The 12806-nt window shown below is 51.2% G+C and carries 9 protein-coding genes; 1 reads left to right on the plus strand and 8 read right to left on the minus strand.

Translation table 11 applies throughout. The annotated features are described in order from the left end of the window. Positions 1-22: 22 nt before the first annotated feature. The 7 genes from PS053_RS16470 to PS053_RS16500 all read right to left on the minus strand — a co-directional run bounded on the left by PS053_RS16470 (position 23) and on the right by PS053_RS16500 (position 11352). A complete protein-coding gene (locus tag PS053_RS16470; RefSeq protein ID WP_054411738.1) occupies positions 23-1591 on the minus strand; it encodes an ABC transporter substrate-binding protein in 1569 nt (522 codons plus the stop codon). Between the two features lie 373 nt (positions 1592-1964). Beyond that, positions 1965-4112: a formate dehydrogenase subunit alpha gene (gene fdhF / locus PS053_RS16475; protein WP_077629437.1), complete on the minus strand. Its 2148-nt coding sequence runs from the start codon at positions 4110-4112 to the stop codon at positions 1965-1967. A 197-nt stretch (positions 4113-4309) separates the two neighbouring features. Beyond that, a complete protein-coding gene (gene mdtP, locus PS053_RS16480) occupies positions 4310-5776 on the minus strand; it encodes a multidrug efflux transporter outer membrane subunit MdtP (protein WP_000607093.1) in 1467 nt (488 codons plus the stop codon). Continuing rightward, a complete protein-coding gene (gene mdtO / locus PS053_RS16485; RefSeq protein WP_059236144.1) occupies positions 5773-7824 on the minus strand; it encodes a multidrug efflux transporter permease subunit MdtO in 2052 nt (683 codons plus the stop codon). The genes mdtP and mdtO overlap by 4 nt, the downstream gene beginning before the upstream one ends. Then, on the minus strand, positions 7824-8855 hold the full coding sequence (gene mdtN / locus PS053_RS16490) for a multidrug efflux transporter periplasmic adaptor subunit MdtN (RefSeq protein WP_000446049.1): 1032 nt from the start codon (positions 8853-8855) through the stop codon (positions 7824-7826). The genes mdtO and mdtN overlap by 1 nt, the downstream gene beginning before the upstream one ends. A gap of 19 nt (positions 8856-8874) precedes the next feature. Continuing rightward, on the minus strand, positions 8875-9150 hold the full coding sequence (locus tag PS053_RS16495; protein ID WP_024164934.1) for a YtcA family lipoprotein: 276 nt from the start codon (positions 9148-9150) through the stop codon (positions 8875-8877). Positions 9151-9366: 216 nt separating this feature from the next. Then, positions 9367-11352: an alkyl/aryl-sulfatase gene (locus PS053_RS16500; protein WP_054411734.1), complete on the minus strand. Its 1986-nt coding sequence runs from the start codon at positions 11350-11352 to the stop codon at positions 9367-9369. 549 nt (positions 11353-11901) lie between these two features. Here PS053_RS16500 and yjdP point away from each other — a divergent pair. Then, positions 11902-12231: a DDRRRQL repeat protein YjdP gene (gene yjdP / locus PS053_RS16505; RefSeq protein ID WP_256878763.1), complete on the plus strand. Its 330-nt coding sequence runs from the start codon at positions 11902-11904 to the stop codon at positions 12229-12231. A gap of 115 nt (positions 12232-12346) precedes the next feature. Here yjdP and yjdN read toward each other — a convergent pair whose 3' ends face one another. Beyond that, complete coding sequence (yjdN, locus tag PS053_RS16510) at positions 12347-12790, minus strand: VOC family metalloprotein YjdN (RefSeq protein ID WP_256878762.1); 444 nt, start codon at positions 12788-12790, stop codon at positions 12347-12349. Between the last annotated feature and the right edge of the window lie 16 nt (positions 12791-12806).

Raw genomic sequence — 12806 nt, forward strand, 5'->3', positions numbered from 1 at the left:
CGGGAGCGAGTTGCATACAGGATTATTTGGTTACCTGATCAAACCAGACCATATCGGCATTCAAGCCTTGTTGATAACCCTGCACATTATCACGCAGAACAATTTGCGTTTTGCCTTGATCAATAAAGACATACGGGGAACTACGTTGCAGTTCCTGTTGCATCTTTTTATACAAATCAAGACGTTTTGCGTTATCCGGTTCAGCAATTGCCGCCAGCGTTTCTTTGTTTAGTTCCGGGATTTTCCAGCTATTTAACCCAGCAACGGTGCTGGATTTGCCATCGTTATAGGCGAAAGAGCTGGCGTTGGAATGTGCGTCAAAATAATCTGGCAACCACATCCGAATGGCCCCCTGATGCTGGTGGGCGCGAACGCGAGAGTAGACCTGACTCCCCGCGGCTGGCAGCAAATCAACTTTTACACCGCCCTGAGCAAAGCTGGCCTGAATTGACTGCGCGATGGTAATAAATGGTGGTTTATTTTCGACATCAAGCGTGAAGTGCGGGTCTTTGATTCCGGCTTTAGCGAGGATCTCTTTGGCTTTGGCTGGATTAAAGGTAAACGGTGTTTCCTCCAGAGCTCCAGGAAAGCCCACGGGCAGGAAACTTTGATGGGTAAAATATTGTCCTTTCAGTAGATTTTTGGTGATACCGTCGTAATCGACTAACCAGCGAGCGGCTTCCCAGAAAGCAGGATTACCCATCAACGGGTTATCCTTGTTGCCGGTATTAAAGGCCAGATAGTTCTGTTCGGCAGAGGCAATGCTCATCACCTTGACGCCAGGTTTACCCTGTAGCGCATCGATTTGATCGGCACCCAGATCGCGTGCCATATCAGCATCGCCTTGTTGGATCAGCAGGCGGCGCGTTGCCGGATCGGGGACATTTTTGATGATGACGCTTTTCAGCTTCGGTGCGCCGGTCGGTGAGGTCGCGTTGGCTTCCATTACGATGGCCTGATGCGGTTGGTAAGTGCGCATTTTAAACGCACCGCTGCCTGCAGAATGCATCTTCAGCCATTCATTGCCAAAGTCGTTATTTTTGGCGTTTGGCGCAACCAGCTTCTCGTCAACAATTGAGGCGATAGGCGTGGAGAGAATATTCAGCGCCAGCGCTGGGCTTACGTCAGCGCTCCATTGCACCTGGACGGTATGATCGTCGATTTTCTTTAACTGACTGGCGATATTTTCTGGCTGCCAGCCCAGCACATTGAGAATAAACGCACCAGATTTATTCAGCGTGACTGCCCGGATATAAGAGTAAATCACATCTTCCGGGCGCACCGGATTACCGGAGGCAAATTTCGCATCGCTTTTGAGTTTTATGGTCAGCGTTTTTGCTGCGGGGTCAGCCTGCCAACTTTCCGCCAGAATCGGCGTGATTTTCGCGGGATCGTTACGGTCCGGCTGTACTACGCGTTGATACAGGCTTGGTACCGTCTGAATACTGGAGAGTTCGTTAGCTTCTGCCGGGTCCAGACTCACAATATCATCCAGTCCCTGGGCAACAACCAACGTATTTGGCGGTGTAGCGGCAAAGGTGGTGGCGGAAATTGCGCTTAATACCAGTAAAGGTAATAGTTTTTTAATCATATGCTTCCCAATCCCTGAAGTTACTTTGAGGTTATAAACATGCTATTTTCCGGGATGTTACTGCATTTGTTGCGCCAGAATATCCCATGAATAGAACGTGTTAGACGGACGATGATTTCTCACCTTGCCGAAATTTTGATCGCCAAATGTAAAGTATTATTACGTTAGGCCGCGATGAGAATTGAGTAAAGATAATTCTCATTTGCAATTGTGACTGGAGAGGAATAACAACTGAAAAGATGTCGCTGATAACCAACATGGGCTGGTTTGGCTGCACGGGTATGTATAAAAAATCCGGAAACGGCTGATCGTTCCCGGATTGATACAAAGGCATTGGGTAATACCGCCGCCTTTAACGTAAGTTTAAGCGGTATTACGCCAGTGCTGCTTCGCGCAGGCGAGTTTTCAACTTGTTGTACTCGTCAATCACGTACTGCTCGGCGGCGCGCTGATCGGCGATCGGTTCGACGCGCACGGCGCAGTATTTGTACTCCGGCGTTTTCGTAATCGGGCTTAAGTTCTCGGTGACCAGCTCGTTACAGGCACCAATCCACCACTGGTAGGTCATGTAAATCGCCCCTTTGTTCGGACGATCGCTGACCTGCGCGCGGGTGATAATTTTGCCTTTACGTGAGTGCACCCAAACTAATGCCTCATCTTCAATACCCAGACGTTTGGCGTCTTCGGTATTGATTTGCGCGTAGCCTGGTTCATCAGCCAGTGCCGCCAGCGCCGCACAGTTACCGGTCATCGAACGGCAAGAGTAGTGACCGACTTCACGCACCGTTGACAGTACCATCGGGTACTCTTCAGTGAGTTTGTCGATAGGCGCTACCCAGTCGCAGGTGAAGAACTGCGCCAGACCATTCGGGGTATCAAACTTCTCTTTAAACAGATAAGAAGTCCCCTGATCGGCATCTGAAGTATCGCGGCAAGGCCACTGAATGAAGCCCAGTTCGCCCATTTTCTCGTAAGTCGCACCGTAGAAATCCGGGCACAGATGACGCAACTCGTCCCAGATTTCCTGGGTGTTGTTGTAGTGCATCGGGTAACCCATACGGGTGGCGATTTCACTGATAATCTGCCAGTCCGTTTTCAGATCCCACTTCGGTTCAACCGCTTTGAAGAAGCGCTGGAAGCCACGGTCCGCCGCAGTAAACACGCCTTCATGCTCGCCCCACGAGGTTGACGGTAAAATAACATCCGCCGCCGACGCGGTTTTGGTCATAAAGATATCCTGAACGATGACCAGCTCCAGATCTTCAAACGCTTTACGTACTGCCGACAATTCCGCGTCAGTTTGCAGCGGATCTTCGCCCATAATGTACGCTGCACGCACTTCGCCATGCGCCGCGCGGTGCGGCAGTTCGCTGATGCGATAACCGGTATGGGCCGGCAGACTTTCTACGCCCCAGGCTTTAGCGAATTTCTCGCGGTTAGCTGGATCTTTCACGTACTGATAGCCCGGATATGTATCCGGCAGCGCGCCCATATCACAGGCGCCCTGTACGTTGTTCTGACCACGAACCGGGTTAACACCAGCATGCGGCTTGCCGAGGTTACCGGTCAGCATCGCGAGGCTGGTCAGAGAACGCACGGTTTCCACGCCCTGATAGAACTGGGTCACACCCATGCCCCACAGGATAGATGCGCTTTCTGCCTGGGCATACATCCTCGCCGCCTGACGGATCTCACTGGCGCTGACGCCGGTGATATCTTCAACCGACTCCGGCGTGTAGCCTTCAACGATTTTGCGATACTCTTCAAAGCCTTCCGTACGGGAAGCAACGAATGCTTTGTCGTACAGATTTTCTTCAATAATGACATGGCCCATCGCATTCAACAGCGCGATGTTCGAGCCGTTTTTCAGCGCGATGTGCATGTCAGCAATGCGCGCGGTTTCAATTTTGCGCGGATCGCAGACAATAATTTTCGCGCCGTTACGTTTAGCGTTAATCACGTGATTCGCCACGATCGGGTGGGAATCAGCCGGGTTGTACCCGAAGACGAACACTAAATCGGTATTGTCAATTTCGTTAATGGCATTGCTCATTGCGCCGTTACCGACCGATTGGTGCAGACCTGCAACCGATGGGCCGTGTCAGACGCGAGCGCAGCAGTCAACGTTATTGGTACCAATAACGGCGCGCGCAAATTTTTGCATTACATAGTTGGTTTCGTTACCCGTACCGCGCGAGGAGCCGGTCGTCTGGATGGCATCTGGACCGTACTTCTCTTTGATGGCGCTCAGGCGCTCGGCAACGTAATTCAGTGCCTCATCCCAGGAAACAGGTTCGAGTTTGCCGCCACGCTGGCGACGGATCATGGGGGTTTTCAGGCGCGGGGTCAGGATCTGGGTATCGTTAATGAAATCCCAGCCATAATACCCCTTCAGACACAGGGTTCCCTGGTTGGTTTTCCCCTGCGCTGCCTCCGCCCGGACGATTTTGCCGTTATCGACGACCAGGTTGATTTTGCAACCTGATGCGCAATATGGGCAAACCGTGACGACTTTTTTCATCGGTCTCGCTCCAGTTAATCAAATCACGCATACGCGCTCTCGACTACAGTATGCATCTTTTATGCCACATTTTATTTGGGGCTATTTCCTGATATTACGGGCACTCTTTATTCAAAACTCTGACGAAAAACAGGCTGTCGTCAGTTTTGACGTGACGAAATGAAATGCCGCGTGACAGCCATCACGCGGCAGAGGTTTTATTTTTTCTCGACGATGGGCGCTGCCTGATACCCGCCGCCCAGCGATTTCATCAACTGAATGCTTTGAATCACACGACGACTATCCAGCATCAGTAACGCCATCTCTTCAGAAAGCACGGGTAATTGGGCTTCAGTGGCCTGCAAGCGACTGGTTAAACCGCGTTTATATGCAGCGTCGGCGGCGCGTTGGGTAAAACGGGTTGCTTCCACGCGCTCTGCCTGCATTTCTCGTTCTTCATTGAGCGTTTGCAGACGCGTACCATTGACTGCGACATCACGGACGGCATTCAGCACCGACTGGTTGTAACGTTCAATCATCATATTGCTGGTGGCGCGGGTGCCTTCAAGGTTCGCGTTCAACCTTCCGCCATCAAACAGCGGTAATTTCAGACCCGGGATGAAGTTAATCTGTCGACTGGTGTTTTTGAATAAGGTATCCAGGTGGATGGAATCCAGACCGAAAAACGCTTTGATATCAAAGCTCGGATAGAACAGTGCACGTGCTGCATCTACCTGATTTAGCGATGCCTGAACATACCAGCGCATGGCTTGTAGATCCGGGCGTCTGGCGAGTAAATCATATGAGAGCGTCGCAGGAATGCCGGTCTGAACCTGTGGCAGCGCCGTCGATTTGATCTCTGGCATATCGCTGGCGCCTGCGCCAGTTAACGCCCGCAGGGCTTCACGGGTTTCGGTAATTTGCCCTTTGACGGCGGCAATTTGTTTTTCCACAGCCAGAATTTGCGCTCGTGCGCCGTGGAAAGGTACTTGCGCTTCCAGGCCGTGTGCGACTTTGCTCTGGTGCGCCTTCACCGCATAATCAATAACGTCATGAGTTTGCTCTAACAGATCGAGCATCTGGTAACTGGCCTGAATGCTGTAATAAAGCTGTGCGACGCCAGTGGTCAGCGATAACTCAACCGCTGCTGTTTCTGCCAGCGCGGCGTTATGTGCGCCAATAGCGGCAGCAACCGATGAGCGATGCACTCCCCACAGATCGAGATCCAGGCCAGCGAATAGCCCTACGGTGGCTTCTGTGTAGTACGGTCCGTCCATACCCAGTGCAGGCGCATCCATCGCATAAGGGCTTAAAAATCCGTTCGCCGAGACGCGCTGGCGATTGAGCATCCCTAACGCCGCCACCTGTAATTGCGAACCTGCATCTAACAGATCGGCTTGCGACTGTGCTTTTTCTTCCCGCAATTTCGCTTCAGCGAGGGTGTGTGAACCGCTTAGCGTCCGTTTAATCAGGGCGTCCAGTTGTGGATCGTTAAATTGTTTCCACCATTGCGCTTGCGGCCAGCCGGAACTGGCCAGATGAATATCATTGGCCAGTTTGATTTGTTCCGGTTTAAGCTGTTGATGAGGCGCGGAATCCTTGCGAATCAACGCACAGCCGGACATCAGCGTCGCGCTGCCGAGAATGCCGCACAACAGCAGGCGTGAAAGTTGATGATTGATCATTGCGTGGCTCCTTGTGCCTGTTCCGTGGCGGGCGTTAATGCCGGGGCTGTCCAGTCTGGCAGGCGAGCGATGAGCTGGCAGACGTGTTGCTCCTGTTTTTCTAAGGTGGAGAATGCGGCCTGCGAGGGCGTTATCTCTTCCGCTGTGATTTGTGGAGGGCGGCTGGAGGCTGTCGCCAGACCAGCAGTGTATTTTTCCAGCGCATCGGCAAATTGACTGGCGCGATCTGGTTGTAGCGCGTTATCCATTATTTGCGCCGAGTTCCAGGTGACGTCCCAGGCGTGCAGAATATCGCGTCCCTGACGAATGATGCTTTGTGCACGTACAACCAGCGCAACGCGTTCTTCAGCATCCAACTGACGTTCCAGTGCTACGCGGTCACACATTTCTTCGCAGGCATTGAACGCCGCATGTAAACCGATGCGAATTTGCAGATAGCTTCGCAGAGTGGATGTTTCATGCTGGCGTGGAATACGCATCATCTTGCTTAACATTCCCAGCGCTGCCGCCAGTTTTGACGGTAAAGCACGAGCTTCGCTTTCTGGCCAGACAAAGGTGTAGATCACCGCAGATACCACGGTACCAATGATGATACCGAAGGCGCGATCGCGGATCTCAACCAGGTCATAGACGGGACCAAAGACGTTTTCGAGCGTGGCGAGCGCAAAGGTCACCACCAGTTGCGTACCGATATAAGAAGATCGTTCGGAGCTGGTGGCAATCCACGCGCCCAACAGGAAAATCGGAGCAAGAGCAAACAGTAATTCGACAATATTATCCAGCCAGGGCATGACCAGCAGCGTGAATAACAATGCCAGAATCGCCCCGCAGAAGGCTCCGCCAAAACGCAACGCCATCTTCTGGTATGACGAACCGATGGTCGGGTTGGCGACGATCACGCAGGTCAACATACAAGTGTGGATGCCTTCCCAGTCGACGCCGCTATAGAAGGTGTAACAGATCAAACAGGCGAGCAGCGTTTTCACCGCATAACGCATATAGTCCGGGTTCGTAAAGGCGTCGGGCACCATTGATGGTGGTTTAGCGGCAGGCGTTGGCGGTGTGTTGGGATCCATCTGTCCCAGTTGCATCAGTGCCTGGCAGATATTCTCCAGGTTGCATACCCGGGCCGCCACGGCTTCTTCTTCGCTAAGACGCCAGTCACTTTGCCAACTTTCACCTTGCGCAATAGCTTGCTGAAGTTTTTCGATTTCAGCCGCTAATTTTTGTCGCAGCTCTTTCGTGGCCTGTGATTCGGCAAAATCGGCGGGATGGTAGCGATTTAGCGTAGAGTAAATGTAGGTCACCGTCGCTACGCAACTTTGCCACCATGCGCTTTTCTCTCGCCAGTCTGCGTCGTCTGCGAGGCAAAATACGTTCAGTTTTTGCAACGCCAACGCCTCTCTTTCAACCTGTTTTTCCGGCAAAGGCGTGAGATTTTCTGCCAGATGGCTTAAGGCATCGTCCAGTCTGTCATTAAGGGCTTGATGCATCTGGCTGATAGCCCGACTGGGAAACCACAGCACGCCAATTAAGGTCATCAGCAGTGTCGGGTAGAGACCAACAACGATGCACCATAGTGTTAAGCGCACGACAATTTCCGGGTAGTCGAGCATTCCGGGAAATGTTTGTCCGTAAATAGCGACAATGGCAACGGCAAAGAAAACCAGTCCCAACCGATGGGTACGCATCATAAACATGCAGCCCATCAGGATAGGTCCGGCGATGATCAGCCGGATCAGTGGGTAGCTGTATGACCATTTGTAGATCAAAAACAGGCTGCCAATTTCCAGTACTGTAGCGACCACAAAGAGGATCGCTACAAATTTGGTATAGAAGGCGTTGGACTGAATGCCATAAAACAGTACCGCCAGAGAGAGCGCCAGAAAAGGGATCTCAAAGGTCATGGAGATCAACACTACAAGCAGGCAGCCGACCCACAATTGCACTGTCTGCGGCACGCGGCCTGGTCGTCGCTCGCTTAGTTCTTCATGAAAGAACGCCAGCAGCCTGACCACTGATAATGGCAGGTAGTTGATGGCGCTCATTATTGCAGCTCAAGATTAGCGGTTGCCGAAGCGCCGATACGGAACATTTCTGGATCCGGTTTATCGACCATGATTTTGACCGGAAAACGCTGGGCGACGCGAACCCAGTTAATGGAACGAGGCACTTTTGGTAGACCGCCAAGCACCAGACCGCCGTCGTCCGGTAACACGCCGTAACCAATGGAATCCACTTTACCCTCGAAGGTTTTGCCGCTGTCACTCATCAGGCGAATGGTTGCTGGCGTTCCGACATGAATGTTTTTCAGATCGGTTTCGCGGAAGTTGGCAATCACGTACCAGTGGCGAGTGTCGATAAGTGTGAAAATAGGGCGCATTGCGGAGGCAAACTGACCGACCGAAGTCTTCAGTGAAACAACGCGACCATCAAACGGCGCACGTACTGTCGCCATTTCCAGATGCAGTTTGGTCAGGGCAATATCAGCTTCGACCGCCGCACGTTGCGCCACCAGCGCATCGACGCCGCTGACGGCGCTGGCGGCTGACTGCGCCTGCAACAACACGGCGTTAAGATCGGCTTCTGCCGCACGCTGTGCTGTTCTCGCGCGATCAACGTCCTCCGCAGAGACAAAACCTTCTGCCAGTAGCGGCTCGGTACGATGCAATGTATCGCTAGCCTGTTTCGCGGCGGCACGCGCTTTTTCTACCGTGGCATTCACCGAGTCGGCGCCGAACTGCTGGGCGTTTACGCTACGTTGGGTGAGTATAATTTGTTTATCCAGCGCAGCGAGGGACGCTTCGGCTTTCGCCAGATTCGCTTCGTACGGGCGCGGGTCGATGCGGAACAGTAAATCGCCCTGTTTAACGGCCTGGTTATCGGTAACCGCCAGCTCCACAATGCGACCACTGACTTCTGGCACCACATCAATGGTGTCGGCTGACGCATAAGCGTCGTTGGTTGATGGCGCACTGTCTACGCGCCAGATAACGAAAACAAGGGCAACCAGCGCCAGCGCAACCACTAACAGAGCGGGGAATTTATTGCGTGGAGCTTTTTTCGGCGAACTTTCCATGAGCGCGTCTCAAACTAGATTAGAAAAATGCCAACCAGAACAGCATGGCGTAGAGAGCAAATAGGGCGGTATAAATAATTCCGACAAAGGCCAGATTTATATTTACCCGCTGAATAATTCGCCTTGTGATGAGGGTCACAATAAGGCTGGCGATAACACAAAAAAGCCAACTGGGATAATATGCGCCAATAAAGGGTATCGCCGGAGATAACGAACATCCCGACAACAGGAAGGCGGGGATTATCCATGCGGCTTTTTTTAGCTGTATCACCGTACGGGATAGAACTGTTTGCATAATAAAGTACATCCTGTCTGCTGCGAACAATATCCAGAGTGAATATCAAAATCCATTGAAGGCGTCAGTATGGCTATTTTCCTGATGGAGTAAAATAGCTTTATTCCGGGACCGCATTCATAACTTATTTGTTTGGTGTATTTATTTTTTATTTATATTGTTGTTAGTTATATAAATACTTCCGGGAGCACAAATGGCTCCCGGAAACTGCGTGAATTAATTCGGGGTAACGATATTAACCCACAGTTCGAAATTATCCAGACAAGCAATAATTTCCCCCAATTTTGCGCCATCGCCGATGACTTTGACTTTTTTCGCTTTCACCAGGTCAGCCATTTTCGCTTGTCCGGTCAGGACTGCGTGCAGGTCGTCGCGACTGATATAGAAGGACGCGTTAGCTTCTGGTTGCAGCGTGTGGCGATAATTAAGCACGCTGTCATTGAGGGTCAGGTTGAGGCTATCACCTTTATCCAGATTGAAGTTCAGGCTGATGTCCTTCCCTGCGGCTTTTCCGCTATCGAGACGAACGGCCATATAATCGAACAGCATCTCGACGGACATCCCGCGAATAGTGTCAGCAGAGTCGGTAGCGCCATGACTGAACTTATGCACACCTTCACGCAGTTCTTTCGCGCCAGTCAGGTAGAAGCCGCGCCAGGTGGCCGATTCCGCCTGATAACCAAGCTGCTCAAAGTTATTCGCCTGCAGATTCTTCGCTACCTGGTCTCCCGGATTGGCGGAAATCACCTGTTTCAGCAATTCGGCTGACCAGCGGTAATCCCCTTGTTTGTTCGCTTCTTGCGCCAGATTGATGACGTGTGCGGAACCGCCCAGCGCTTTTACATAACGTTTACCCATTTCAACCTGACCATACGGATGCAGGTTGGCCGGATTGCCATCGAAATAACCAAGGTAGAAGTTATAAACTGCACGCGCATTGTGACTGACGGAACCGTAATAGCCGCGGCTGGCCCAGTTATTGGCAAGCGCAGGTGGCAGCTTAATCATGTCGCCAATTTCATTCATGGTGTAACCCTGGTTTGCCAGATGCAGGGTCTGATCGTGAATGTACTTGATGGTATCGCGATATTTACCAATATAATCATTGATATGCTTATTACCCCATACCGGCCAGGTATGCGGCATAAACAGGACTTCTGCCTGGCTGCCCCACATGTCCAGTGTTTCGTTCAAATACTCGGTCCACTTGCTGGTGTCACGAGTTTTCGCGCCGCGCAGGGTGTAGAAATTATGCAGTGTGTGAGTAGCGTTCTCGGCGGTACAAAGCGCTTTCAGCGCTGGAATATAGAAGTGCATTTCCGCTGGCGCTTCACTACCTGGGGCCATCAGGAAATCGAATTCCAGACCGTCGATAACCATCTTCTCGCCGGTTTTGGTAACGGTTTTGGTCGGTGCGATGATCGTTGGGTTACCTGTGGCGATCGTTACGCCTAGGCCATTGCCAACGTTACCCTGGGCATTGTGTGGCAGCAGCAGGCCGTATGAGTAAAGCGCGCGACGGCTCATGATGTTGCCCGCCAGCACGTTTTCGCTGATGGCTTCTTCCATAAAACCAGCAGGTGCAATGATTTGCACTTTGCCGGACTTCACATCTTCTTCAGAAACCACACCTTTTACGCCACCATAGTGATCGGTATGGCTATGGGTATAGATGACGGCAACCACAGGTTTATGCGGGCGATTCTGGTAATAGAGGTCAAGGCTGGCTTTTGCCGCGTTAGCGGTTACCAGCGGGTCGATAACGATAATGCCGGTATCACCTTCGATAAAGGTGATATTGGAAACGTCCTGACCGCGAACCTGATACATTCTGTCGGTGACTTTAAACAGACCGGAAATACCGTTTAACTGTGACTGACGCCACAGGCTGGGGTTGACGGTTTCGGGGGCGGCGGCGTTGATATCGAATTTATAATCTTCTGCCCGATAATACGCTTTGCCGTTGGCATCTCGCAGAATACCTTCATCCTTTAGTGGCGCGATAAAGCCTCTCTGCGCGTCTTCAAAGTCCTGACGATCGCTAAACGGCAGTGATTTTGCGTAATTCTGGTTAATCTCTTTAGTATATTGAGAGGCGTCTTGTGCGACGTCTTTTGCGTAAGCCGTATTTATTAACATGCCGCTGGCGGCGGTTAATGCAATAACAATCCTGCTCAAACGGAATAACCGTGAGTTATTCATATAAATCTCCATTTAACATTTGTTTTGTGAATATTTAATTCACGTAAAATGATTATTTGCTGCTGACGTTATCATAATTGGGAATTTGCAGGTTTAAGAAGGGGAAGTGTGAGCCGGGGGAATATTTTTATTAGGCATTTGTGCTAATGGCAAAAATATGCTGCATATTTATTATCATTATCAATGATTATCTGTGTTCTATATTTTTATTATATACATTATGTCACTCTTTCCTTCCGGCAAGAAATATGCGCGCGTATTGAGGAGGTGAATAACTCAAAGTAAAACCATGAAACCTGTTGTACTGGTTGTGGATGATGGCATTACTATTTGCATTCAGTGAACATGTTTTACCGCCACGGTTTGTCATATCGGGTGACAGGTATTGGTACGCGTGGAAAGGGCGTCAGACATTGCGTGGGCGGTGGCGGATGTGATGTTGTTTTCAGAATTTCTCAAGAAGTCGTAAGAGTGTGTTTGAGATTCCTCCGCTACTCTCAGTATCCAGACTCGATTAACGTTAAGCCAGTCCATCACAGAGACTGACTTATGAAACCTTATTCCACGCCCTTTCTTTTCTCCCTGCTCACGCTGACCACCGTTCCGGCCCAGGCCGATATTATCGACGACACGATTGGCAATATTCAGCAGGCGATTAACGACGCTTATAACCCTGACGGTGGGCGAGACTATGACGATTCGCGCGGCGACGGCTGGCAGCGTGAAGTGAGCGACGATCGCCGTAGGCAATATGACGATCGTCGCCGCCAGTTTGAAGATCGCCGCAGACAACTGGACGATCGCCAACGCCAGCTTGATCAGGAACGTCGGCAACTGGAAGATGAGGCGCGGAGAATGGAAGAGGAGTACAGGCGGTGATATAGGAGGCGCGGGTATTTCTCTTCACGTCACCTCAATCACCATCTCATCAAACCCTGATGGTAGCGCGTTTTCCATCATCCACGCCCAGCAGTTCAATATGGCTACTGGTGGATTATTCCGTTGGCTGTTGTTTGACGACATTAATCATCCATGGCACACCAAATTTATCGGTGACTTTGCCGAATCCATGCGCCCAGAAGGTTTCCTGCCAGGTCATTTCGATTTTTCCGTGGGCGGCAAGGTTATCAAACCAACGTTTTCCTTCCTCGACCTGATGTGAGTCGAGCACCAGCGTAAAGCCGGAGTAGTTGGCTTTTCCTGATGGTATGGCATCGCTCATCATGATATCGCTGCCGGCGATGCGCACATTGGCATGGGCGATGGCAGTATCGGGAAATTGCATACCTGACGGGCAACCTTCGGCGCTGTCCTGTGCTGGTTTCGGCATTTCGCCGAAGCTGATTTTATAGAGTAATTCCGCGCCTAACGTGCGTTGATAATAGGCTATTGCGTCGGCACAGTTACCGGCAAAAGAGAGGTAGGGGCTTAACGACATGATGATGACCTCAGTT

This window comes from Escherichia albertii (assembly GCF_028622335.1).
GTDB classification, from domain to species: Bacteria; Pseudomonadota; Gammaproteobacteria; order Enterobacterales; family Enterobacteriaceae; genus Escherichia; species Escherichia albertii.

What these genes read in the sequence shown, in the direction of transcription:
- PS053_RS16495 (WP_024164934.1), bottom strand. Translation starts at nt 9,150, where the DNA reads ATGCAAACAGTTCTATCCCGTACGGTGATACAGCTAAAAAAAGCCGCA.
- PS053_RS16470 (WP_054411738.1), bottom strand. Translation starts at nt 1,591, where the DNA reads ATGATTAAAAAACTATTACCTTTACTGGTATTAAGCGCAATTTCCGCC.
- mdtP (WP_000607093.1), bottom strand. Translation starts at nt 5,776, where the DNA reads ATGATCAATCATCAACTTTCACGCCTGCTGTTGTGCGGCATTCTCGGC.
- yjdP (WP_256878763.1), top strand. Translation starts at nt 11,902, where the DNA reads ATGAAACCTTATTCCACGCCCTTTCTTTTCTCCCTGCTCACGCTGACC.
- PS053_RS16500 (WP_054411734.1), bottom strand. Translation starts at nt 11,352, where the DNA reads ATGAATAACTCACGGTTATTCCGTTTGAGCAGGATTGTTATTGCATTA.
- mdtN (WP_000446049.1), bottom strand. Translation starts at nt 8,855, where the DNA reads ATGGAAAGTTCGCCGAAAAAAGCTCCACGCAATAAATTCCCCGCTCTG.
- mdtO (WP_059236144.1), bottom strand. Translation starts at nt 7,824, where the DNA reads ATGAGCGCCATCAACTACCTGCCATTATCAGTGGTCAGGCTGCTGGCG.
- yjdN (WP_256878762.1), bottom strand. Translation starts at nt 12,790, where the DNA reads ATGTCGTTAAGCCCCTACCTCTCTTTTGCCGGTAACTGTGCCGACGCA.